General features: G+C 66.3%; 23 protein-coding genes and 1 pseudogene. 18 read left to right on the top strand and 6 right to left on the bottom strand.

Features of this window, described 5'->3' with window-relative positions; all coding sequences use genetic code 11:
• The first annotated feature begins 102 nt into the window (after positions 1-102).
• From accB to ON20_RS10375, 11 genes are all read left to right on the top strand, one after another.
• Positions 103-585 (top strand): acetyl-CoA carboxylase biotin carboxyl carrier protein, encoded by a 483-nt coding sequence (gene accB / locus ON20_RS10330; protein WP_040834917.1) that lies wholly within the window; start codon positions 103-105, stop codon positions 583-585.
• Positions 582-1,934, top strand: coding sequence for an acetyl-CoA carboxylase biotin carboxylase subunit (locus ON20_RS10335; protein ID WP_040834918.1), 1,353 nt, complete (start codon positions 582-584; stop codon positions 1,932-1,934). The genes accB and ON20_RS10335 overlap by 4 nt, the downstream gene beginning before the upstream one ends.
• The gene (locus tag ON20_RS10340) at positions 1,931-3,403 is read left to right on the top strand and encodes an acetyl-CoA carboxylase (RefSeq protein ID WP_040834919.1); all 1,473 of its coding nucleotides are present in this window, start codon (positions 1,931-1,933) and stop codon (positions 3,401-3,403) included. Before ON20_RS10335 ends, ON20_RS10340 begins: the two co-directional genes overlap by 4 nt.
• Positions 3,400-4,266 (top strand): HAD-IIA family hydrolase, encoded by an 867-nt coding sequence (locus ON20_RS10345; protein ID WP_051162115.1) that lies wholly within the window; start codon positions 3,400-3,402, stop codon positions 4,264-4,266. The genes ON20_RS10340 and ON20_RS10345 overlap by 4 nt, the downstream gene beginning before the upstream one ends.
• The gene (locus ON20_RS10350) at positions 4,263-6,128 is read left to right on the top strand and encodes a PEP-utilizing enzyme (RefSeq protein WP_040834920.1); all 1,866 of its coding nucleotides are present in this window, start codon (positions 4,263-4,265) and stop codon (positions 6,126-6,128) included. Before ON20_RS10345 ends, ON20_RS10350 begins: the two co-directional genes overlap by 4 nt.
• 49 nt (positions 6,129-6,177) lie before the next feature.
• Positions 6,178-7,218, top strand: a complete 1,041-nt coding sequence (locus ON20_RS10355; RefSeq protein WP_157228775.1) for a PEP/pyruvate-binding domain-containing protein — start codon at positions 6,178-6,180, stop codon at positions 7,216-7,218.
• A 13-nt stretch (positions 7,219-7,231) separates the two neighbouring features.
• On the top strand, positions 7,232-9,241 hold the full coding sequence (locus ON20_RS10360; RefSeq protein ID WP_051162118.1) for an acetoacetate--CoA ligase: 2,010 nt from the start codon (positions 7,232-7,234) through the stop codon (positions 9,239-9,241).
• A 106-nt stretch (positions 9,242-9,347) separates the two neighbouring features.
• Positions 9,348-10,235, top strand: coding sequence for a 4-hydroxyphenyl-beta-ketoacyl-CoA hydrolase (couO, locus tag ON20_RS10365; protein WP_040834922.1), 888 nt, complete (start codon positions 9,348-9,350; stop codon positions 10,233-10,235).
• Positions 10,236-10,913: 678 nt separating this feature from the next.
• Complete coding sequence (locus ON20_RS10370; protein WP_040834923.1) at positions 10,914-11,354, top strand: hypothetical protein; 441 nt, start codon at positions 10,914-10,916, stop codon at positions 11,352-11,354.
• On the top strand, positions 11,351-12,181 hold the full coding sequence (locus ON20_RS36250) for a hypothetical protein (protein WP_157228776.1): 831 nt from the start codon (positions 11,351-11,353) through the stop codon (positions 12,179-12,181). Before ON20_RS10370 ends, ON20_RS36250 begins: the two co-directional genes overlap by 4 nt.
• A gap of 100 nt (positions 12,182-12,281) precedes the next feature.
• The gene (locus ON20_RS10375; RefSeq protein WP_218002488.1) at positions 12,282-12,569 is read left to right on the top strand and encodes a hypothetical protein; all 288 of its coding nucleotides are present in this window, start codon (positions 12,282-12,284) and stop codon (positions 12,567-12,569) included.
• Positions 12,570-12,697: 128 nt separating this feature from the next.
• On the opposite strand, the gene ON20_RS10380 is transcribed toward ON20_RS10375, so the two are convergent.
• The 3 genes from ON20_RS10380 to ON20_RS10385 form a co-directional block, all read right to left on the bottom strand.
• Positions 12,698-15,160: a phosphoketolase family protein gene (locus ON20_RS10380; protein WP_083864815.1), complete on the bottom strand. Its 2,463-nt coding sequence runs from the start codon at positions 15,158-15,160 to the stop codon at positions 12,698-12,700.
• Positions 15,161-15,288: 128 nt separating this feature from the next.
• On the bottom strand, positions 15,289-15,579 hold the full coding sequence (locus ON20_RS38695) for a hypothetical protein (RefSeq protein WP_245547158.1): 291 nt from the start codon (positions 15,577-15,579) through the stop codon (positions 15,289-15,291).
• Positions 15,576-16,133 carry a class I SAM-dependent methyltransferase gene (locus ON20_RS10385; protein ID WP_245547159.1) on the bottom strand — a complete coding sequence of 186 codons (558 nt, stop codon included), beginning with the start codon at positions 16,131-16,133 and terminating at the stop codon, positions 15,576-15,578. Before ON20_RS10385 ends, ON20_RS38695 begins: the two co-directional genes overlap by 4 nt.
• Before the next feature lie 64 nt (positions 16,134-16,197).
• Here ON20_RS10385 and ON20_RS10390 point away from each other — a divergent pair, with 64 nt between their 5' ends.
• Both ON20_RS10390 and ON20_RS10395 read left to right on the top strand, forming a co-directional pair.
• On the top strand, positions 16,198-16,800 hold the full coding sequence (locus ON20_RS10390) for a TetR/AcrR family transcriptional regulator (protein ID WP_040834939.1): 603 nt from the start codon (positions 16,198-16,200) through the stop codon (positions 16,798-16,800).
• A gap of 65 nt (positions 16,801-16,865) precedes the next feature.
• Positions 16,866-17,837: a serine/threonine-protein kinase gene (locus ON20_RS10395; RefSeq protein ID WP_051162119.1), complete on the top strand. Its 972-nt coding sequence runs from the start codon at positions 16,866-16,868 to the stop codon at positions 17,835-17,837.
• Positions 17,838-18,111: 274 nt separating this feature from the next.
• Here ON20_RS10395 and ON20_RS10400 read toward each other — a convergent pair whose 3' ends face one another.
• Positions 18,112-18,591 (bottom strand): MarR family winged helix-turn-helix transcriptional regulator, encoded by a 480-nt coding sequence (locus tag ON20_RS10400; protein ID WP_040834925.1) that lies wholly within the window; start codon positions 18,589-18,591, stop codon positions 18,112-18,114.
• A 112-nt stretch (positions 18,592-18,703) separates the two neighbouring features.
• Here ON20_RS10400 and ON20_RS40495 point away from each other — a divergent pair.
• Positions 18,704-19,000: pseudogene (locus ON20_RS40495) on the top strand (FAD-dependent monooxygenase); the annotation flags it as partial.
• Positions 19,001-19,008: 8 nt separating this feature from the next.
• Entirely contained in the window at positions 19,009-19,416 is a 408-nt protein-coding gene (locus tag ON20_RS39840; protein ID WP_218002489.1) for an FAD-dependent monooxygenase, read from the top strand.
• A 346-nt stretch (positions 19,417-19,762) separates the two neighbouring features.
• On the opposite strand, the gene ON20_RS10410 is transcribed toward ON20_RS39840, so the two are convergent.
• The gene (locus tag ON20_RS10410; RefSeq protein WP_157228779.1) at positions 19,763-20,746 is read right to left on the bottom strand and encodes a squalene/phytoene synthase family protein; all 984 of its coding nucleotides are present in this window, start codon (positions 20,744-20,746) and stop codon (positions 19,763-19,765) included.
• Positions 20,747-20,775: 29 nt separating this feature from the next.
• Here ON20_RS10410 and ON20_RS10415 point away from each other — a divergent pair, with 29 nt between their 5' ends.
• Positions 20,776-21,030, top strand: coding sequence for a transposase (locus tag ON20_RS10415; protein ID WP_218002490.1), 255 nt, complete (start codon positions 20,776-20,778; stop codon positions 21,028-21,030).
• 7 nt (positions 21,031-21,037) lie between these two features.
• Here the strand turns inward: ON20_RS10415 and ON20_RS10420 are convergent, their stop codons facing one another.
• On the bottom strand, positions 21,038-21,673 hold the full coding sequence (locus tag ON20_RS10420) for a TetR/AcrR family transcriptional regulator (RefSeq protein WP_083864816.1): 636 nt from the start codon (positions 21,671-21,673) through the stop codon (positions 21,038-21,040).
• Positions 21,674-21,773: 100 nt separating this feature from the next.
• On the opposite strand from ON20_RS10420, the gene ON20_RS10425 reads away from it, so the two are divergent.
• Together ON20_RS10425 and ON20_RS10430 are read left to right on the top strand one after the other, a co-directional pair.
• Positions 21,774-22,604: an oxidoreductase gene (locus tag ON20_RS10425; RefSeq protein WP_040834927.1), complete on the top strand. Its 831-nt coding sequence runs from the start codon at positions 21,774-21,776 to the stop codon at positions 22,602-22,604.
• Positions 22,605-22,694: 90 nt separating this feature from the next.
• Complete coding sequence (locus ON20_RS10430; protein ID WP_040834928.1) at positions 22,695-23,030, top strand: hypothetical protein; 336 nt, start codon at positions 22,695-22,697, stop codon at positions 23,028-23,030.
• Positions 23,031-23,833: the final 803 nt, after the last annotated feature.

Consider the following 23,833-nt stretch of genomic DNA (forward strand, 5'->3'; position numbering starts at 1 on the left):
CGGTGACCAGTACCACATCGGCCAATGGCCGTGGTCTGTACCTCCGGGTTCCGGCGTCAGCGTCCTGCCCCGGGTATCTGCATATCAGGAAGGTCTCCCCTCATGGATTTCGACCTCGAGGAACTCGCGGCCATCATCGAGCAACTCGATAAAACCGAGTTCACCGAGTTCCGTTTCGAGAAAGGTGATACGCGTCTACTGGTTCGCCGCGGGCCCGTTACCGCCCGCGAAGCGGAGGAGCGCCGCCCCGCCCCGACTCATACGCAGCAGCCGAGCTCCCCGGTGGTCGCCGAGGTCGAACACACCGACCCGGCGCGGACGCCGATAACGCCGGCCGCCGAGGATGTCGTGATCACCGCTCCCATGCTGGGCACGTTCTACCGCGCCCCGAAGCCGGGCGAGCCGGCCTTCGTGCAGGTGGGTGACAAGGTCGCTGCCGACTCGGTGCTGTGCATCGTCGAAGTGATGAAACTGATGAACTCGGTACCGGCCGGTGTGCGGAGAGAGGTCACAGCCGTCTACGCCTCCGATGGCGAGCTCGTCGAATTCGGCCAGGCACTGTTCGCGATCAGGCCGATCGCATGAGCTCCCGGATCTTCGTCGCGAACCGGGGTGAGATCGCGGTGCGGATCATCGAGGCCTGTGACCGTCTGGGGTTCGACACTGTCTTGGGGGTATCGTCCGCCGATCGGACCACCCTGGCCGCCCGGCGCGCCGGACGGATCGTCACAGTGGGAGGCCCGCGAGCCACCGACAGCTATCTCGATGCCGACGCCATCGTGCACGCCGCACTGTCGACGGGATGCACCGCTGTGCACCCCGGCTATGGTTTCCTGTCCGAGCGACCCGCCTTTGCCCGCCTGTGCGCCGACAACGGTCTGACATTCATCGGACCGCAACCGGAGGCGCTCGAGGCTCTCGGGGACAAGCTCAGCGCTCGGGCGCTGGCCGAATCGGTCGATGTCCCGGTATCGGCCGGCGGGACCGCCGATACCCTCGAGGAAGTGACGCGGCTCGCCGAGTCGATCGGCTATCCCCTGCTGATCAAGGCCGCGCACGGTGGCGGTGGGCGCGGGATGAAGCGGGTGGGGCACGCCGCCGAACTCGCCGACGCCTGGCGGGTGGCGTCCGCGGAGGCCGCGGCATCGTTCGGTGACGGCACGGTCTTCCTCGAGCGCTATGTCGAGGACGCCAAACACGTCGAGGTCCAAATCCTCGGTGACCGGCACGGTCACCGGGTCCACTTGGGGGAGCGGGAATGCTCGGTGCAGTACCGCTACCAGAAGGTCGTCGAGGAATCGCCCTGCGCCGCCTTGCCGGAGGCGAGCCGCGCCCTGCTGCACGCCGCCGCGTTGAAGATCGCCGACGCTCTCGACTACGTGGGACTGGGGACCGTGGAATTCCTCTACGATGTCGACCGCGACCGCCTGGCCTTCCTCGAGGTCAACCCGCGGCTGCAGGTCGAACATCCGGTCACCGAAGCCGTCACCGGTATCGACCTGGTGCGCGAGCAGATTCTGGTCGCCCTGGGCGAGCCGCTGTCGTTCACTCAGTCCGACATCACCGTGGCCGGCCACGCCGTCGAATGTCGGATCACCGCCCAGGATCCCACTCGCGGACTGGCCCCCTCGCCCGGCCACGTCGAGCGGTGGCGACCACCGGTCGGTGGGGGTATCCGACTCGATTCCCATATCTACGAGGGCTACCGGTTCCCGCCGTTCTATGACGCGTTGATGGGCAAGCTCATCACCTGGGGGCAGAGCCGTTCGGCGGCGATCACCCGGATGCGGCAGGCACTGGACGGTTTCGAGATCGGTGGGGTGACCACGTCACTGCCGCTGCTGAGCCGTATCACCGCACATCCGGACTATCTGGCCAACTCGGTCACCACCAGATGGCTGGAACACACCCTGGAGGAAGGACAGCCGCGATGACCCACGTCGAACTGGTCGATGTCTCCCTGCGGGACGGCAACCAGAGCATCTGGGGCGCGACCGGAATCACCACCCGGATGGTCGAAGGTGTCACCCCATTAATGGACCGGGTCGGCTACCGTGCGCTGGAACTGGCCTCGAGCACCCTGATGGCCACGGCCGTGCGCTACCACCGCGAGAACCCGTGGGAGCGTATCCGCGCCGCCCGCGACCGCACTCCGAACACCCCCCTGGGCTTCCTGACCACCGGCAAGCGGTTCATCACCTTCCACCGCACACCCGACGCGGTATTCGAGCTGGCATTCACCCTGCTCGCCCGCAACGGTGTCAGCCGGCTGTGGGTGATCGATCCGATGCACGATATGGCCGGCGCCGCCCGCACCGCCGAGATGGCCAAGCGGGTGGGCTTCGAGGAGGTCATCGGGGGAATCTGCTACACCACCAGTCCGGTGCACACCGACGAACATTTCGCCGAGCGTATCGCCGAACTCGACGACTGCGCCGCGATCGATTCGATCTATCTCAAGGACCCCTCCGGCCTGCTCACCCCGGATCGGCTACGCACCCTGGTGCCGCTGCTGCAGTCGCGGCTGCGCTCCAAGAAACTCGACGAAATCCACTCGCACAGCACCACGGGAGTATCGCCGCTCACCGTTCTCGACGCCGCGGACCTGGGTATCGGCACCATCCACTGTGCGCTGCCGCCGCTGGCGAACGGCGCCTCGCACCCCGAAGCCCAACGCCTGGTCGCCAATCTGCGCGCCCGCGGCCACACCGTCGACGTGGACCTGGACGCGATGGCCGAGGCCTCGGCATATCTGCGCCGCCAGGCGAAGATGAAGAACCTGCCGGTGGCCACGGTCAACGAATATGACGAGGCGTACTACCGGCACACCATTCCCGGTGGCGTACAGTCCACCACTCGACGCCAGCTCGCCGAAATTCGCCGCCCGGAGCTGTTCGATGCCGTCATCGAGGAAGCCGTGCAGGTTCGCGAGGACCTGGGCTGGCCGATCGTGATGACGCCGTTCGCCCAGTACATCGTCGCTCAGGCCACGCTCAACGTCATTACCGGCAAGCGCTACGAACAGATGTCCGACGAGGTGATCGACCTGCTCCGCGGCGACTTCGGGCCGCTTCCGGGGCCGGTGAACCACGATGTGCTCGACCGGGCCATGTCCACTGCCCGCGGACAACAGGACAACTCCGCCGGCGCCGATATCACCGTCGCCGACCTGCGTCGCCGATTCGGCCACACCCTCTCCGACGAGGAGCTGCTGTTGCGTGCGGTGATGCCGGCCGAACAGGTCGATGCCATGGTGGCCGCCGAGACCACCTCGCCGGCCAGGACCGTCACACGGCTACTCGGCGCGATCGGGGACCGCTCGACCGTCGCCCATATCGAAATGAGTACGAAAGATATGCACTTCTCCCTCCGCCGCACTGCCACCGGGGTGGCCCCGCGATGACCGACGCATTCTTGACGACAACCCGCGCATGGGTGCTCGACGTCGACGGATGCCTGATGCGCACCGCCCGCGCCGGCGGCGCCGGGGGAACCGCCATGCCGAACGCAGGCCGATTCGTCGCGGCGTTACGCGCGGCCGGACATGCCGTGATCATCTGCACCAATGCCTCCCAGCGGCCCCCCGCATACTATGCGCAGCACCTGCGTGACAACGGGATCGATGTGGCCGACCGCGATTTCGTCACCGCCGGCAGCGCCGCGGCGGACTACCTCGCCGAGCACCATCCCGGCACTCGGGTCCTGGCCGTCGGCGATCTGGGATTGACCGAGCCGCTGATCGCGCGCGGTGTCGAACTCGTCGACCCGGCCGATACCGCCACGATCGCCGAGGTGGTGGTAGTCGGTGCCGCCGACAACTATCACACGACCGCGATCAATGCCGCCGCGCTGGCGGTAGACGCCGGTGCCCCCTTCTACACCACGGTCGGGTCGCCATGGTTCCACGGCGGCCTGGGTAAATCCGTGGCGATCTCGGCAGCGGTGGCACACGCCGTCGCGTGGGCCACCGGTACCACTCCCGTCGTCCTCGGCAAACCGTCCTCGGCGCTGGGCGAGACTCTCCTGCGTCGACTGGCCACCGACCCCGATCACGTCACCGTGGTCGGTGATGCCACCGCCGAGATCGATCTGGCCCGAGCCATGGGCGCTCACAACGTATCGGTGCTCTCCGGCGCCATCGACGCCGCGGTCCTGGACTCTCTGCCACCGCAGCGTCGACCCGACCTCGTCGCCACCGACGTGGCGGAACTTTTCACCCGACTGTCTCCCTATCTTCCCATCGCCTCCGAAGGAACTCGGGCATGACCGTTACCCAGCCCCAGAACCCGACCACCCCCGCCACCCGCTTCGCGTTCTTCGACGAAGCAGTCACCCCGGCGGGCGCCGAAGGGTGGCAATCGATGTACCCGTACTTCCTCGTCCCCAGCGAGGAAACCGCGGAGGTCGAGAACTCGCGCTTCTGGTTCGCCGACACCATGCACTGGTCGCGTGGCTGTCATCCGTTCGACAGCATCGTGGCCGAGGCCGTCTATCTCGGTGCCGGACAGAACAGCACCCGGATCTTCGCTCTCCCCGTCTCCCTCGGACTCGATGTGCGCGTGGTCAACGGCTATGTCTACATCTCTCCGATCGCTGTCGACGATCCGGCCAGGATCGCCGAGCGCACCCAACATTTCCAGCAGCGCGCCGGCCACTACTACACCCACTGGGACGAGCTGTACGCCAAGTGGAAGACCAAGATGGAAGCGGCCATCGCCTCCCTGCGGGAGATCTCCTTCCCGCCATTGGCGGAGTACGATCCGCTCGAGGTCGTTACCGAGGCCCGGGGCCGCTCCACCTCGTGGAACATCATCGAGAACTACCACCGCCTGATCGACGAGTTCTTTCTGGTGTGGCAGTACCATTTCGAGTTCCTCAACCTCGGCTACGGCGGCTACATCACCTTCTTCCAATTCTGCAAGCAGGCATTCCCACTGATCAGCGAGCAGACGATCGCCCGGATGGTGGCGGGTATCGACGTGCTCGCCTTCCGCCCCGACGACGAGTTACGCGCACTCGCGAAGGCCGCGCACGACCTCGGCGTTGTCGACATCCTCACCTCGGGCCGATCACCGGAGCAGGTGTTCGCGGCGATGGCCGAGACGGACAACGGTCGGGCCTGGCTGTCCCGGTACGATGCGGCCGAGAGCCCCTGGTTCGACTATTTCGCCGAGTACGGCTTCACGCACGATCAGGACACGTGGGCGTCGAATCCGGCGATCCCCCTGCAGGGTATCGCCCGATATGCCGCCAAAATCGCGGCCGGGGAGGATATTTCCCGCCCTGTGGAGCAATTGCGGGCCGACCGCGACGAAATCGTCACCGGCTACCGCGACCTGTTGCAGCCGCGCGAGGCCGCGCAATTCGATGAACTCCTCGCGCTGGCGCGCAAAGTGTTCCCCTTTATCGAAGAGCACAATATCTATGTCGAGCACTGGAGCCACAATGTGTTCTGGCAGAAGGTGTGGGAGCTCGGTGACTTCCTGCTCGCCGCGGGCTTCACCACCGAGCGTGATGATGTGTTCTACCTCAACCGGTTCGAGCTCGACCAAGTGCTGTTCGATGTGGTCGAATCCTGGGCGATCGGGGTCGAACCACGTGGCCGCCGGCGTTGGCAGGCCGAGATCGCCAAGCGTCGCGGTATCGTCGCCGCGCTCCGGGCGCACGGCGCACCGCCCGCGTACGGTATCCCACCCGAGCAGGTCACCGACCCGTTCGCGGTCATGAACTACGGGGTCACCACCGAGCGGGTCGCCGACTGGCTCGGTTCGAGTTCCGGATCCGACCGGCTCAGCGGCGTGCCCGGCTCTCTCGGTGTGGTCGAAGGCCCGGTGCGGGTCCTGCGCAACGAAGCGGATCTGGCTCTGCTGCAGCCCGGCGAGATCCTCGTGGCGCCGATCACCGCACCCTCATGGGCCGCGGCGTTCGCCGTCGCGGCCGGTGTGATCACCGATATCGGCGGCATGATGAGCCACGCGGCGATCGTATGCCGCGAATACGGCATCCCCGCGGTCGTGGGGACCGGGTTCGCCACCGCCCGCCTGACCACCGGAGAGCGGGTACGCATCGACGGCAAGGCGGGCACCGTCACCGTACTGAGCGAACTCGGCACTTCTTCCATCGACTGAGGGAACAACCATGTACACCTGTGATTTCGGGACCTCGGACTGTCGCGATGTGCGCCGGACCGGAGGCAAGGCGGCGAGTCTTGCCGATATGACCGCCGCCGGCCTGCCCGTCGCCCCGGGCTTCGCCGTCACCGCCCAGGCCTACCGCGCCTTCCTCGACCAGGGCACGGTACGCGCGCAGTTGACGGCGATCCTCGACGAACTCGGCGGTAGCCGGAACCAGGACGCGTTCGACGAGGCCGACCGCAAGATCGCCGCATTGTTCGAATCGGTGTCCCTGCCCGCCGATGTCGCCGCCGCCGTGCGCGGCGCCTACGCGGATCTGTGCGCCACCACCGCAGTGGACGGTATCGCCGTGGCCGTGCGCTCGAGCGCCACGGCCGAAGACTCGGTCGGCGCCAGCTTCGCCGGTGAGTTCGAAACCTGGATCGACATCGTCGGCGCCGACGCGGTACTCGCGCATGTGCACAAGTGCTATGTCAGTGTCTATTCCGGGCGCGTGTTGTCCTACCTGGCCGAGAAGAGCATCGACCCGAACGATATCGAGATGGCCGTGGTGGTGCAGAAAACCGTCCGTGCCCGTTCGGCCGGGGTCATGTTCACCATCAGCCCGACCACCGGGGACCGTTCCACCATCGTGCTCGAGGCCGGGTGGGGCCTCGGGTTGGCCGTCGTCGGCGGCGAGATCACCCCGGACCGGTTCCTCGTCGACAAGATCGGTATGACCGTCGTCGAGCGAGTGGTGGGGGACAAACGCATCGAATACCGACGGGGCGACGCCCCTCGAAAGGTGCCGGACGACCGGATCGGCGCACTGTGTCTCGACGACGACGAGGTGCTCGCCCTCGCCGAACTGGGCCGCAGGCTCGAAACCATGCACGGTGCCCCGCAGGATATCGAGTTCGCCATCGACGAGGAACTCGAACCCGGCCGCAACCTATTGCTGCTGCAGTGCCGTCCGGAAACCGTGTGGTCCGGTGTCGAACGCGCGCCCGCATTCGACACCGCGGCCGGGCTGATGGGGTGGATCACCCACAGCGTCTCCGGTGCCGCGCCGGTCGGCGCCCACGACACCTCGCACAAGCACTGAGGACGGGCGTTCGATGAAGCCTGCTACCACCGCTGGTACCCTGCTGCGGCACGCCCCACCGAAAACCGACTGGCCGCGAAGCCGTATCGGTCGCTTTCTGCTCGATCTCGAACACCGGACCGGCACCGTCTTCACGTCCTACCACGACGCATGGCAGTGGTCGGTCGATCACCTCGACGAATTCTGGGCCGCGGTATGGGACGAATTCGCCATCCGATCCCATAGTCCCTACCAAACCGTCCTCGGTTCCCGCACCATGCCGGGTGCGCAATGGTTCCCCGGTGCCCGGCTGAACTACGCGGAACACGCCGTCCGTGAACTGAGCACACGCCCGGACCGGATCGCCGTCTACTCCCGCAGCCAGACCACCGGTAGTACCGACTGGAGTGGGGAACGGCTGCTCGAGGAGATCGGCCGCATCCAACGCGGGCTCATCCGGTTGGGGGTGGACCGCGGTGATCGAGTCGCCGGGTACCTGCCCAGTATTCCGGAAACCGTCGCGGCCTACCTCGCCACCGTCGGTCTCGGTGCCATCTGGTGTTCGGTCCCGCCGGAGATGGGGGCGACCGCCGTGCTCGAACGAATCGGACAGCTCGACCCCGCCGTCGTGCTGGCCGTCGATGGCTACCGGTGGGGCACGAAAACCATCTCCCGCGGTGCCGAACTCGCCGAACTGCGCCGGTCGCTGCCATCGGCCCGGTTCGTCCTTCTCGGCTACCTCGACCCGACGCCCGTGTGCCCGGACGGGGTGCTCGCATATGGCGAGTTCGTCGGCGAGGCGGGACCGATCGTCACCGAATCGGTGCCCTTCGACCACCCTCTCGTGGTCCTGTTCTCCTCCGGAACCACCGGTCGTCCCAAGGCCATCGTGCACTGTCACGGTGGCCTGCTGCTCGAACACTGCAAGTCCGTGGGTCTGCATCAGGACCTGGGGCGCGACGATATCGCGTTCTACCACACCACCACCGGATGGATGGTGTGGAACCTGATGGTCTCGTCGCTCCTGGTCGGGACCGCGATCGTCGTGATGGACGGAGATCCGTCCTGGCCGACGCTCGACGGAGCGTGGTCACAGTGGGCGATCGTGGCCGAAACCGGCGCCACCTTCCTGGGTACCAGCGCCGGCTACCTCGCCTCGTGCGCCCACGCGCAGTTGACCCCGGGCCACCGATGGGATCTGAGCCGTTTGCGGGAGATCACCTCGTCCGGTTCCTCACTGGCACCGGATGTCGCGGGCTGGGTCTACGACGCCGTCGGCCGGTCGCTGTTGCTGGCCTCCACCTCCGGGGGCACGGATGTGTGCACCGCCTTCCTCGGTGGTTCACCGCTCGTCGCCGTCCACGCCGGCGAAATGTCGTCTCGCCCGCTCGGAGTCGACGTCGAAGCACTCGATCCGCACGGTGAGCCCGTCCACGGTGTCCCTGGCGAACTCGTCGTGCGCCGGCCGATGCCGTCCATGCCCGTCTTCTTTTGGGGCGACCCCCGGTTCGAACGCTACCGGGCGAGCTACTTCGACATGTACGACCGGATGTGGCGACACGGCGACTGGCTGATCCACACCGAGCGCGACACCTGGGTGATCACCGGCCGCTCCGATGCGACCCTCAACCGCGGCGGTGTCCGTATCGGCACCGCCGAGTTCTACGCCGTGCTCGACGCCTCGCCCGATATCGCCGACAGCCTGGTACTGCATTTCGAGGACGACAGCGGTATGGGCCGACTCGTACTGGCACTGGCATTGGCGCGCCCCGATCTCGTGCCCGAGGAGGTCGAGGCCGAGGTACGACGTACCCTGCGTGCCCGGCTGTCGCCGCGGCACGTTCCCGATCACGTCGTGATCGTTCCGTCGGTGCCGCGCAACCGCACCGGGAAACGCCTCGAGGTCCCCGTCAAGCGAATCGTCAAAGGCGAACCTGTCGCCGATGTCCTCGACCTGAGCGTGGTCGTGGACCCCGACGGTGTCACCGAAACCGCCGCCCGTATCGCGGCAGCATTGGACGCCGTCGCGGTGCGGGCAGGGTGAACGTGGACGCGCCGCACCCGATGATCCGTTCTCGGGAGTGGTATCCACCGTCGACGGCGGACGCCCGGTGCACCGAGTACATCCACAACGAAAAGGCAATCCGACAATGACCCGCTACGAATACGGAATCGATTTCGATGCGCTCGACGCCATCGATATCCACACCCACGTCGAGATCGACGGTTGCGGACACCGCTCGCTCGACGACGACCTGATGGCCGCCTCGGAGAAGTACTTCAAATCCGGCGAGGAACGTACCCCCACTATCACCTCGATCGCCGAGCATTACCGGCAGCGGAACATGGCTGCCGTTGTGTTCACCATCGACGCCCGGTCGGCCACCGGACACGACCCGAATTCGGTGGAGGAGATCGCCGAACTGGCAACCGAGAACAACGATGTGCTCATTCCCTTCGGCTCGGTCGACCCGTTGCAGGGCAAGGCCGCGGTGAAACGGCTGCGCCGACTGGTCGACGAATACGGCGTCAAGGGGTTCAAGTTCCACCCCAGTTTGCAGGGCTTCGAACCGAACGACCGGCGCTACTACCCCCTGTACGAGGCGCTCACCGAGGCCGGTGTGCCGGCGCTGTTCCACACCGGGCAGACCGGTATCGGCGCGGGACTGCCCGGTGGACACGGCATCAAGTTGCGCTACTCGGATCCCATGCTGCTCGACGATGTCGCCGCCGACTTCCCCGATCTGACCATCATCATGGCCCACCCCGCCATACCGTGGGTCGATGCGCAGATCTCCATCGCCACCCATAAGGCGAACGTCTACCTCGATCTGTCCGGGTGGTCACCGAAGTACTTCCCATCGCAGCTGGTCAAGGCCGCGAATACGATATTGCGGCGGAAAGTCCTGTTCGGATCGGACTTCCCCGTCATCCAAGTAGACCGTTGGATGGCAGATTTCTGGAAGCTCGACATCAAACCCGAGGTCGAGCCGCTGATCTTCAAACAGAACGCGCTGCGGGTGCTCGGTATCGGGTAGCGCCGGCAGCCGGGTCATCCCGGCCAGGTCCGGTTCGCCACCTCGGGTATGTCCTCTCCGTTCTCTGAGCGCCGCGAAGCTGCGCCGGCATGAGCGCGATCAGTATGTCCCAGAGTTCTTGGACTGGCCGGCCGCCATGGACAGTGAGTTGGAGCGGTTTCGCCGACGATGCTCCGGACATCGCTGCACTGGATGACCCGTTCCGCTGGGGCGGTTCGATTTGCCTCATTCGCGGTGCGCCACCCTCGGTCTTTTCGGCGCTGGGAAGTGGCCCAGTCTGGAAGTTCGCTGTTCTGCGGAACAGTAGGTACCCTGGCGCGAGGCAGAATGTCGGAATGGCGGGGCTATGAGGTCATGGGGGCAATACACGAGGATCAGCGAGAATCGCGTGCGTGAACTGCAGTCGCCCGGCGATACTGGTTCCTCTCGCGGGAGACGCCCCGCGGTGCCAGGGCCACCGATCTTCAGTGCCCTGTATGTCCGTTCCGGGAGCAAGGTGGACTTGGTGGTCGAGGCTTTTGTAGGTGTCGGTCTCCGATATGGCATCGCTACCACCGGTTCCTTGAAGATCGTGTGTCCGATCGCGAGCGATGTCGGATTATTCCGTTTGCCTTCGCGTGCGCTTGCGCTGTCAGGGGTGAGTGAACGGGCTTTGCCGGCCGCTCGTCGAGGCGCCTCATGACGCCGGGGCCTGTCGGCGAGGTCCGTCGGATCGTCGATCGGATTCTGGCAGTGCCGGACCGGTTCACGCCGGAGTCCGTCTCCGAGGCGTGCGCGGTCACGCTGTTCGAGGTGGCCTGCGGCAATCCTTATATGCGGGAGTTCGCGGCGTATCCGGAGGCGGGCTCGTTTTCTGCAATCACCTTCCGCGGACCCGCGGTATCGGCGGATCGCCCGCCGGGCTTGGTGATCACGGATGCCTCGGCGGGGTGCCGGATCGCCCAGGCCGATCTCGCGAGCTGTTTCCGCCTTTCCTCCGAACAGGTCGGCGTCAATCCTCGGATACCGCCCGAGGGAGTCGTCTCGTTTTGGGAATCACACGGTCCCAGGACGCTGTATCTGCAGTTCACCGCCGGATCCAGAATGCTTCGCGCGATCAGCGTGCACGAGACGTCATGAGTTGGATCGCGCATCTCGCCAGGGAAATGACCCGCCATACCAGCAACCTGCTGGGGCGGGCCGGCGCGAGCGTCGCAACCCGCTACAGGGCCGACCGTGACAAGCTGCGCGGTGTGGCTTCCGGGGCGATCAATGCCGATCACCAGGATGCTTCGAGGATCCTGTGGAAGCGTGTTTCGAGGATCGTGTGGCCGATAACTGCCGCAGCGTGGGGCGACTTCCTCCTGGTAAGCGACAGTACCGAAGGTCAGTTGCCTGAATTATATGAGGGACCGGTCGAGGAAGTAGCGGCGCTTGTCGGAATGTCTCCCACGCTGACGGAAAACTTGCGTGAGCTCGACGCGGATGGATGGATCATTCGATGGGGACCGAAAGACAGCCTTTCTTCCACCGACGGAGAGGGAAAAGTGATCAATATCGACATCGGCGTGAGAGGAAATGACAAAGAGCTGGCAGCTATTCTCGCACATGAAACCGGACATGCACGCAAGAGTTCCGAAACGGTATATCATCCGGGAATGCCTCCACAAAAAGGAATGTCACGCGTGCAGTGGATCAAAGAACAAATATACTTTTCATTTTTGAATGAAGCCGCGGCTCAGATGGTATCCGCTCAGGTACGACAGGAGATTCTGGACAATGACGGCCCGGATATTCCGCTTGATGATGCTGCCAAGGGTGCCTACAATAGTTATATTGCCGGAGAAATATCTCGGCAAGAAGCCCGCATCAAAATCGCAGACAGCATGAACAACCCGCGGAACGGCTGGTATCTATACTACTATGGTTTTTATCAAGAAAAATCGAAAGAATACTTCGGTGGCTAGTGTCCCGAGTCGTCAGTTCTTCGGATGTGAGTCGAATATGTTGCGGTCCAACCGTTTCGGATCAGGCGGTGGTCGGCTTCGCGCCGGGTGCGCAGTGCAGGTGAAGGCCACGGTGGCGGGCAGTTCCGCGCTCGGTCTGGGCCGTGATATTCCGCCAGTGGAGTTCTGGGACGACCGGCACTTCCTCGGCACCATCACCCCGACGGTGAACCGCGCGACGCCGACGACCGGACCCTCCCTCACCGCAACTGTCGACTGGACGCCCGCCACCACCGGACAACATGTGGTGCGGGCCAGGTACGTCGGTGGCAATTACACGCCCGTATCGGAGGGTTCCACCACGGTGAACGTCGGTACCGGCATCAATCTCGGATCAGCCTGCCTGTAGAGGCCGGCCGGCCCTCGGGATCGGTTGCCCCGTCACAAGCGCAGCGCCATATCCACGGTGCGGCGCAGCCGTGCGAGTTTTGCGTCTGCGATACGTCCGCATCGGGCCGACCGGCGTATCGAGCCGCATCACCCCGGCCAGGTCCAGTTCGCCACCTCGGGGATGTCCTCGCCGTGCTCCCGGGTCCAGGTGCGGGCCCGTCTGCGGGCGTCCACCATCTCCTGGCGTAATCCCGCGGCCTGCTCCCGCAGTGCGGGCACCCGGTCGATGACATCCATCACCAGGTGGTAGCGGTCCAGGTCGTTGAGCATGACCATATCGAACGGTGTCGTCGTGGTGCCGCGTTCCTTGTATCCGCGCACGTGCAGGCCCTCGTGGTTGGTCCGCCGGTAGGTGAGTCGGTGGATCAACCAGGGATAGCCGTGGAAGGCGAAGATCACCGGCGCGGTGCGGGTGAACAGGGTGTCGAACTCGCTGTCGGGTAGCCCGTGCGGGTGCTCCTCGCTCGGCAGCAGCCGCATCAGATCGACGACATTGACCACCCGGATGCGCAACCACGGCAGCCGTTCCCGCAGAATCGCGGCGGCGGCGAGGGTTTCCAGCGTCGGGACATCACCGGCGCAGGCCAGTACGACATCGGGGGTGGTCGCCGTTTCGTCGTTGTGCCCGGCCCACTCCCAGATACCGGCCCCCCGCGCGCAGTGCAGCTCGGCGTCGGCCACCGAAAGCCAGTCGGCCTGTGGCTGTTTGCCGGCCACGACCACATTGACATAGTGGCGCGAGCGTAGGCAGTGGTCGAACGTGGACAGCAGGGTATTGGCGTCCGGCGGCAGGTATACCCGCACGATCTCGGCTTTCTTGTTGAGCACCACGTCGAGGAAACCGGGATCCTGGTGGGTGAACCCATTGTGGTCCTGGCGCCAGACATGCGACGACAGCAGATAGTTCAGGCTCGCGATGGGCCGCCGCCACGGTACCGCCGCGCTGGCGTCCAGCCATTTGGCGTGCTGGTTGAACATCGCGTCCACGATATGGATGAACGCTTCGTAGCAGGTGAAAACGCCGTGCCGCCCGGTGAGCAGGTAACCTTCCAGTAGCCCCTGGCACATATGCTCGGACAGCACCTCGATTACCCGTCCGGTGCGGTCGAGTCCCACGTCGAATTCGCCGATCTCGGCCTGCCAGTTGCGGCCGGTGACCTCGAGAATGGCCTGGAGTCGGTTGCTGGCCAGTTCGTCGGGGGCGAAGGTCAGGAAATTGTGCGGATTGCGTGCTGTCACCTCGCGCAGCCAGCCGCCGAGCACTCGGGTCGCCTCGTGGTGGCTCGCGCCCGGTGCGGGCACCGCCACCCCGAATTCGCGCCAGTCCGGCAGTCGCAGATCGCGAACCAGCGCGCCGCCGTTGCTCACCGGATTGGCGCTCATCCGTCGCTCGCCCACCGGAACGAGGCGGGCCAGCTCCGATACCGGGGCGCCCGTCTCGTCGAACAGCTCCTCGGGCCGATACGACTTCAACCACTGTTCCAACACCGCACGGTGTTCGGCGTCGGTGCGTGCGGCGGGCAGCGGCACCTGATGGGCACGGAACGTTCCTTCCACCGGATCACCGTCGACCTGTGGCGGACAGGTCCATCCCTTGGGCGTGCGCAGCACGATCATCGGCCAGTGCGGGCGGTCGTGGTCACCATCCTCGCCGCGGGCGGCGCGCTGGATCTGCCCGATCCGTTCCAGGCAGGTGTCCATCGCGGCCGCGAATTGTTGGTGGACCGTCGCCGGGTCACGCCCCGCCACCAGGATGGGTTCGTACCCGTATCCGCGTAGCAGGGAATCCAATTCGGACTGCGGAATGCGGGCGAGCAGCGTGGGGTTGGCGATCTTGTATTCGTTGAGCGCCAGGATCGGCAGTACCGCGCCGTCACGGGCGGGGTTGAGGAACTTGTTCGCATGCCAGCTGGTCGCCAGCGGTCCGGTCTCGGCTTCGCCGTCGCCGACGACGCAGAACACCGTCAGATCCGGATTGTCCAGTGCGGCGCCGAAGGCGTGCAGCAGCGAATATCCCAGCTCACCACCTTCGTGGAACGAACCGGGCGTCTCCGGAGCACAGTGGCTGGGGACACCGCCGGGGTAGGAGAATTGGGCGAACAGCGCGCGCATGCCCTCGTAGTCCTGGGAGACGTGGCTGTAGAGCTCGGAGTAGGTGCCTTCCAGCCAGGCGCAGGCGTTCGGCCCCGGGCCGCCGTGCCCGGGACCGGCGACGAACACCGCGTGCAGGTCCCGCGCCACGATCGCACGGTTGGCGTGTACCCATACCAGGTTGAGGCCGGGCACCGTGCCGAAATGGCCGAGCAGCCGGGGTTTTATGTGCTCGGGCGCGAGTGGTTCGCGGACCATCGGGTTCGCCGTCAGATAGATCTGCCCGACCGCTAGATAGTTGGCCGCGCGCCACCACGCGTCGAGGTTTTCGAGTTCGTCCCTTTCCAACGGTCCGGGCACGTCGGAGAGGCGATACGGCCGCGGCGCGACCGAAATGCCACCCCGGCTGCCGACATTGTCGGCCGAAGTGTCGCCACCGGAACTCGCCAACTGGGTCATACGCCGACTCTCCTCGGATTCGGGTTACCGACGGATGGAGAATTCCCCGCAAGGCTACCGGCATTCACGGACTCGTCGTCGGAGTCCGGGCCGACGGCCCTGCCGTGATGGGGGACCGTTACGCCGGCTCAGGCGTTATCGGCCCGCGCCGCGGTGGCCGCCAGTGTGGTGTACGGCAGGGTGAAACCGCCCCCGACCTTGTCGACGGCGGCCCCGACGGCGTCCAGGACCTCTGCCAGCTTGTCCGGCGGGAGCTGGGTGAGGGCGCCGGTGGTGGGGAGATGATCCAGCCATTCGTCGCGGGTGTAGGACTGCTCCCAGTCGAACCGCCACTGCTCCGGATCCCCGAATCCACCCGCCTGTCGGATCCTGTCGGCGGCCTTGGCGAACATCGCCTGGTAGATCTGCATGGCGGTCATGGATTTCCGGTCACCGCCCGTCGCCGGGAGGCGCAACGGCGAGTCGGGCACCGCTCGCCGGTAGGCCGCGGCGAGGGCTTCCGTGACCTCGGCCGGGGCGTCGAATACATGCCCGAACACCGCCAGGCGGCCGCCGGGTCGCAGAATCCGCGCCGCTTTGGCCACCCCTTCGACCGGGTCGACCCAGTGCCATGCTGCCCCGCGACGACGGCGTCGAACATGCGGTTCGCGGGATCCCACGCTTCGAAGGTGGACACCTCCACCTCGATGCCGGTCCGTCGAGCGAACTCGGCCATTCGCGCGTCGGGGTCCACGCCGAGCACCGTACAGCCGGCCGCCTGGAACTGACGGGCCTCGATACCGGTGCCGCAGCCGACGTCGAGTACGTCGAGGCCGGGTGCGGCGGCGATGATCCGTTCCACCAGTGCGTCGGGATAGCGGGGCCGGGCCCGGTCGTAACGCTCGGGGTCCACCCCGAACGATTCGGCCATCCGCCGGTGCTCGTGCGGTTCCCGATAGGGAGGACGGGAGCGGCCATGGGATAGAGTGGGCATGCGCCCACCATAGTGGGCGCATGCCCACTCGGCAAGGGATCCGAGAGATATGAAAGGAGGCGCGGTGCCTACCGGGGTGCACATCCGCGACGCGCGCCAACAGTTGTTCGCCGCCGCCGAACGTGTCCTGCTGCGCGAGGGGCCGAGCGCGCTGACCAGCCGGGCGGTCACCACCGAGTCGGGTGTCGCCAAAGGAGTCCTGCACCGGCACTTCGCCGACTTCGATGCCTTCCTCGTCGAACTCGTACAAGACCGCATCGCCCGGCTCGAGGACCAGGCCGTCGCCCTGCGTCGATCCGCCGGGACCGGCACCGTCGCCACCAACCTCACCGACGCGCTGATGAACCTGTTCGACGCGGTCGCCGTGGCGATCGTCGGGCTCGTCGTCTTCCGGGACGAGCTGCGTGCCCGGCTGAGAAAGACCGGTCCGGCCCGAGGGATCCCGGTCCTGGCCGAGGCCGGCACCATGCTCGCCCGCTATCTGGCCGACGAGCGTGAGCTGGGGCGCATCGCCGCCGACGCCGATGTCGACTCGCTGGCACTCTCGCTGATCGGGGTCGGACACCTGCTGTTCGCGGATCGGCAGGGCGCCCCGCCGGATACCGATGCCGTTGGCAATGTCGTCACCACGGTTATCGCGGATGTCGTGCAGAGACGGCTGCTGTAGCGCCGAGTGGCCGGCCACTCCAGGGAAGGTGGCGAACAGGCCCGCTCGATTATGGTGAGGCGGTGATGGCACTCGAGCCGGGGGAGCAGTTCGCGGGCTTCGTCGTGCGGGCCCGGCTGGGGCATGGCGGCAGCAGCGAGGTGTATCTGGCCGAGGACCCGCAACGATCACTGCCCGTGTCGCTGAAGATCCTGGGTCCGGTCGACAGCCGGTCACCCGAGGCGCGGGCACGGTTCATGCACGAGTTCGACATCCTGTCCGCGCTGCGGCATCCCGCCATCGTGCGGATGTACGCGCACGGTGAAACCGACGGCAGGCTGTGGTCGGCGCGCGAGTACGTGGCGGGTACGACGGGATCCATGGTGGTGCGGATGCCGTGGCAGCGCCCGGATCTGCGACGCGCGCTCCACATGTTGACCCAGGTCGCCGCGGGTCTGGACTTCGCGCACGCCAACGGCGTGGTCCATCTCGATATCAAACCGGCGAATGTGTTGGTGGGCGCCGACGAACCCGCGACGGTGAAGATCTCGGACTTCGATCAGGCCCGATGGTTACACCGGCCCGAACCACCTCTGGCCACCAACGGTTTCATCGTCGTATCGGTGCCGTATGCCGCGCCGGAACTGCTGCGGGCGGACACGGTATCGCCGGCGACGGACCAATACGCACTGGCCTGTTCGGCCATCGAGCTGCTCACCGGCCGCCCACCCTTCCCCCGCGCGAATCTCATGGCCACCGCGCAGGCCCACCTGCACGATCGGCCGCCCGAGATCTCCGAGCGCCAACACTGGATTCCATCCGAGGTCGACGAGATCCTGCACCGGTCACTCGCCAAGGACCCCCATACCCGCTACGACTCGTGCGCCGAACCCATACGCCTGCTCGTCGAGGCGCTCCATGACATCGACCTCCGCGCCCTCGCCCCGTTACGGAACCGGCTGAAAGCGGCATTCACTCGATCGCGCCTCCCGAAAGCCGTCTTCGGCGGGCCCGGAGAGGAGACGACCGGGACACGGGCGAGGTCCGGCACGCAATAGGAGGCTCACCGGCGGGCGGATACGGCTCACACGTAGTATCGCCGCCAGTTCCGCCGCGAATCGGCCCCGGGCCTGTGCCGGATGCGGGCGACGGTGGCGGTCGCTCTCCCGCCGGGCGCGTTGTGCGGCAGCGCACCGCGCGGTGCGCTGCCGTTTCCTCGAACATTCCATAATGTCGATGGGGGACCGGCGTGTTCGAATGCCGCTCGCTCGCGCGATTTGCGGATATGCCTGCGGCGGTGGTCGGCGCAGCACGTCGGCAATGACATCCGGGTCACTCGCGGGAATGCGGAGTGGCTTCTGCGCCTGTGCCGGATCCGGCCTTCCCTCGGTCGAGGTTGTTGTTGAGCCGGGTCAGCAGTCCTTCGAGGGTTCGGATTTCGGCGGCGCTGAATCCGGCGACAGCCCGCCTGTTGAGTTCGTCCAGCTGCCGGCGGGCCGCGGTCGAATGCGCAGCGGCTTCGTCGGTGAGCGTGATCATCCGGCTGCGTGCGTCGCGGGGATTCGGTGTGCGGTGGATCAGCCTGTCCCGGTGCATCCGGGTGAGTAGTTGGGCCATGGAGGGCTGCTCGATGCCGGTGGCCTCGGCCAGCTCCTTCTGGGTCAGTTCGGCGCCGTCACGCAGCAAGGCCAGGACCGGGACCTGAGCGTACCGCAACCCCAGGGGCCGGAGCGCGGCGTCTCCGTCGCGTGCGAGCGTGCGCGCTGCGCGGTTGATCAGCCGGACCGTGCCGGGCATCGATGTGGTGTCCATGACACTATTTTGCATAGGACCCTATATAAAGTTACATGGGATCCTATTCAACTCTGATATTTCGACATCACAGGCTCGAGTCGTCATTGCGGGCGCCGGCCCGACCGGCCTTATGCTCGCCGCCGAATTGCGACTCGCAGGAATCGAAGTCGTCGTGGTGGAGCGGCGCCCGACAGGCACCATCGGCGAGTCGCGCGCACCCGGCATCAACGCTCGTAGCGCCGAGATCTTCGCCCAACGCGGGCTGATCGAAGAGTTCCTCGGCCGCGGCAAGAACCTGACCGCCGTCCTGTTCTCCGGCATCCCGATGAACCCGCACCAGTTCGATCCGGACCGGCCCGCCGCGCTGATCCTGCCGCAGCACGAAACCGAGCGAATCCTCACCGCACGCGCGGCCGAACTCGGCGCCAGTATCGTGTGGTCGACCGCCGTGGTGAGCCTGCGCCAGGACGACGACGGGGTCGCGGTCCTGCTCGATGGGCCGGCCCGGCTTCGATCCGCGCCGACTACCTCTTCGGCTGCGACGGTGGGCACAGCGCCGTGCGCAAGACCTGCGACATTCCGTTCCCCGGCGACGAGCCGGTCTCGTTCTGGGTGGTCGGCGACGTGCGGTTGGACTCCCCGCCCGACGGCAACGGTGTCTTCGGCCGCAACGAACGCATCGGCACCTACCAGATCTCGCGGGTCGAACCGGGGTGGTTCCGTCTGAGCCCGATGCGCGCGACACCCCCGGCCGGCCGCTCCGCACCGGTCACCCCGGACGAATTGCGTGAGGCCATGCGCGACGGACTGGGCACCGATTACGGCCTGCGCGAAGCGCGGTGACCGCCGCGCTCACCCGATGGCTCGGCGTGGCCGAGACATTCGTCGGCACACCGACATCCGACGCCACCGTGCGGTGATCGAGCCGCCAAGGCTCTAAGCCCGCGCCCTACTCGACATCGCCACCGCTACAGGCGGCCCAGGCGCCGGGGCAGCCCCTCGTCGGACATCCGCGTGTACTTGGCCAAGCTGCACACCGACGCATGTCCCGAAAGCTTCGCCAACGCCGGTGTCGACGCACCCACTTCCGCGGCGTGTGTCAACTCGGAGTGCCACAATCGGTGCAGCGTGTATGGGCCGTCGCCGAGGCGCTGGTTGCGGAGCAGCAGCCGTGGTGACCGGCCGCTGCTCAGGACGGCTGCAGCGCCGGGCCGTCGGGTTCCGGGTGGCCAGAGCGGGCTTTCGTCGATGCACCCATACGCCGGCAACGGGCCACCAACGCCACCGACCTCACCACCGCATCGTGGTAGGGGTGGCGGAAGATAGCCGCCCCACGAGTCCCGACGTCATCCAGGCGCTGGTGGAACACGCCAATCGCAAAACGAAAAAATGCGCGGTATTCCGGGGCTATTTCACCGAGGATTCGTTCACCGGCCACGAGAGAGCCGCGTGCCGAACTCGCCGTGGCCGATATCAACGCCTTCACCCCAGGGGTGTCGCGTCCCTGCTCCAGGTCCGCCCGCGACACGCCGTACCGGTCGAGGTCGGAAACCGGCAGGCACAGCCGCCCGTCCCGCAGATCATCGAACATGTCGGTGAGAAAGTCCGCCCGCTGCCCGCCGTCGACCAGTGAACGGGCCAAGGATATGAAGTTTTGGCCTGGGACCAGGCCGGGCATGGCCTCGGAGAGGAGCATCACGGCCGGGAGCGCAACCGTGTCGATATAGCGCTGGTAGTCCGCCTCTTCCGCGAATCCGGGGAAGTCCAGGTCGATACGAGTACCCGCCAGATACGCGTCGATCCACGTGCGTGACGGGTTCGACAAAGCAGCGGAGTGCAGATACGGACGCAACAGTCGATGCCCTGAACTGCCGGTATCCAACCCGGTCGCTACGTGGGCGGCCCATTCCTCGAATCGCTGTGTCCGCCCTTCGACGGGGCCGCGGTCGCTGAGGTCGTCGGTGTAGCGCAGCAATGCCACCGCCGCGACCAGGTGCGGCCGGCTCTCCGGCGGAGACAACACCCACACCGACCCCCAGACAGCGAAATCTCTGCGGCACAGATACCGCGCTGCCGCCGAATAGTCGGTACGCGCCGCGCGGTCGCGCACCCCTGCCGCATCCAGACAATGTTGCCACGATCGCACGAGCACTCCCATCAAACTGGCAGCCACACAAAGGTTTTCGAGTATATCGATCACCTGTGCACGGCGTGGGCGATTGCGTCAGGGAGGTCCGGTCTCAGGGTCGCGCCAAGGGTTCGACCACTGAGTACGGCATCGAGATCGGTGGTGATGTGGTGGTCGGTTCCGGCGACGAGGTCCTGGCCCATATCTCCCCGGCGCACAGCGAGAACATCAACTTCTTCGGCGCCATCGAGGTCGACATCGACGCCGAGCTCGCCCAGCTCGGCCCGGCCGGGTACCGGCCTCTGCGGGTGTACGACACGCTGTCCTGACCGGGGATCACGCCCGGCCGCCATGGTTCGGACCGCAGTCCGTTGGGTAGATGCTCGGACAAAACTCAGGCCGCGCCGGGGGTGGGGCGTGGGTGGTCAGCCCGGGCAACACCAGGGCCAGCCAGCGGGCGCGTGCGGATTTCGGCCGGTCGGTGGGGGCTGTGGAGAACAGCAGATAGATATCGCTGACGGTGACATCGGGGTGGATGTCACCGTCGGCCTGCCCGGCCCGTATGAGTGCGGCCATCGCTGTGCCGGCACGTTGTTCCTCGACGCCGGCCGCGGTGTCGGCACCCAGAGTGCCGGCGGCGACTTTGGCGGCCTGATCGGTGGCGGTCAACTCCACGACCCGGGCCAGGAATCCGGCCAGCTCGTCGAGCGCCGAGGCACCGGATTCCACGCGCGCACGCGTAGCTTCGGCGTCGTCGGCGACCTGGGTGACGTATTCGATCACGACGGCTGCGACCAGGTCGGTCTTGGTCGGGAAGTGCCTGTACAGGGTGCCGACCGCCACTCCCGCCGCCGCGGCGATCCGATCCATTCCCGTGTCGGGTCCGTGGACGGTGATCTGCTCGCGGGCGGCAGCGAGGATCTTGGTGCGGTTGCGGACCGCGTCGGCGCGCGGTGTCCGGGGCCGGCTCATGAAACTTCTCTCACAATGGTCGATCGATACCTGCCAATAACATGAACTATAGTTCACCATATAACATGAACCATAATTCATTCTATTGCGAGGAGACGACATGACCACCAAGACCGCGCTCGTCACCGGTGCCTCCTCGGGTATCGGTGAGGCCACCGCCCGCACACTCGCCGGCCTCGGCTACACCGTCTACGGCGCCGCCCGGCGCACCGACCGGCTGCAGAAACTCGCTGCCGACGGCATCAGGCCGCTGGCGATGGACGTCACCGACGACGCGTCGATGACCGTCGGTATCGCTCAGGTCGTCAGTGAGACCGGCGGGATCGACGTGCTGGTCAACAACGCCGGATACGGTTCCTATGGTGCGATCGAGGACGTGCCGCTGAACGAGGCGCGCTACCAGTTCGAGGTCAACGTGTTCGGCGCGGCGCGGCTGGCCCAGCTGGTGTTGCCGCACATGCGCGAACGGCGCAGCGGCACGATCGTCAACATCACCTCTATGGGCGGCAAGATCTACACCCCCCTCGGTGGCTGGTACCACGGCACCAAGTTCGCCCTGGAAGGGCTCAGTGACTGCCTGCGCCTGGAGGCGAAGCCGTTCGGCGTGAACGTCGTGGTGATCGAACCCGGCGGCATCGCCACCGAATGGGGTGACATCGCCGCCGACCACCTGCGTAAGGTCTCCGGCGACACCGCCTACGCCGGCCAGGCCCAAGCCGTGGCCGCCTCGCTCGGCTCGGAAGCCAGTGCCCGGCGCAACTCCTCGCCCCAGGTGATCGCCGACGCGATCGGCAAGGCCGTCACCGCCCGCCGCCCCAAGACCCGCTACATCGTCGGGTTCGGCGCCAAGCCGTTGATCTTCGTGAAATGGCTGCTGCCCGATCGCGCATTCGACGCACTCATCAAACGCGCCACCGGCGTCCGCAACTGAACAATCCAACTCGCGCGGCGCGATACCGTCCGCGGACCGGGCTTACCCGGACAATGGGCTGTCGTCCGGGCAACCGGGGAAGGCCGGCCGATGGCGGCGATGGTGGCCCGGATCCTGACCGCCGCACCCCGCACCCTGCGCGGGTCGGCCGAAGAGTTCCTGGACACGATCCGCTCGCCGAACACCCGCCGCGCCTACAGCATCGCCGGCGTCGAGACCGTCGACCAGTTCGACGGTCGCGGCCCCGACGCCGAGATCGGTGCCGCTCCGGAAACCAGTAGGGCACAGCGGTTGTCAACACCTGGAACGCCCGCTGTGCTGCAGTCGGGAACCGGCCGCAAACTGTGTCCTCATGGCGGATGCGCGGTACCGGGTCGGATGGCTCCGCGGCGGGTTCTGGGCTGCGCAGCGTTTCGGCGTGTGTGAGTTCCCACCATAATGTCAGTTGCTGATTCCTACCTCGATATCAGTGGCGCAGACCGGCTGATTGGGCTGAAATTCGCTGTTCTGCCGGCTGGTTCGGGGTCCAATGCTCTCGTTCCGGTCGGCAGGGTGGCGGGAGGTCGGCAGATAGCTGATGTAGCCGCTCATGCCTGCCTATACGCCGCATTTGAAGGGCAGCGTGGAGTCGGCCAACGGTGCGGTCGATCGGATGCTCTTCCGGACAACCCGGCTCGAACCCAGCGCCAAACTCCTCATCGGCGGGATAGGAGCACTCGGCCAGACCCTGTGCGAGACGCTCACCGCAGCAGAACTGCTCACTCCCGCACGCCATGCCCGGCATTACGGCCGACTCCGGCAGACCGGAACACTCTGGTGCGGGCGGCGGCCCATCCCGCCGAAGCGCAAACACCAGTTCCGCCGAAACGAACCCACATTCCAACGAGAACGGCGAATGCACAGACCAAACGCCCATTTCGGATCCCGTATCCGAGGCCGAGATGCGCCTGACAGGTCCAGCGTTGTCCGCCACCGCGGGTCCAGCTGTGGCAAATCGTTGTGCCTGGTCTCAACCCACTCCACACATGCCGGCCTGCGGCCGGTCAGGACGTACTCCTCGATAGCGGGTCGCCCAACGCGGTCCGCGTGGATGCGGCCGGCGGAGCGATGTCGGTCATGCGTCCAACCATACGATCGGCCTCCGACAGAAAGTATCCGGAAAGCTCGACTTCTCGGCGGTCGGGAATCGCACGCATATTCGATAACTACATCGCCCGTGCTCGGTGGCT

It is taken from the genome of Nocardia brevicatena NBRC 12119, from assembly GCF_000308495.1.
GTDB lineage: Bacteria > Actinomycetota > Actinomycetes > Mycobacteriales > Mycobacteriaceae > Nocardia > Nocardia brevicatena.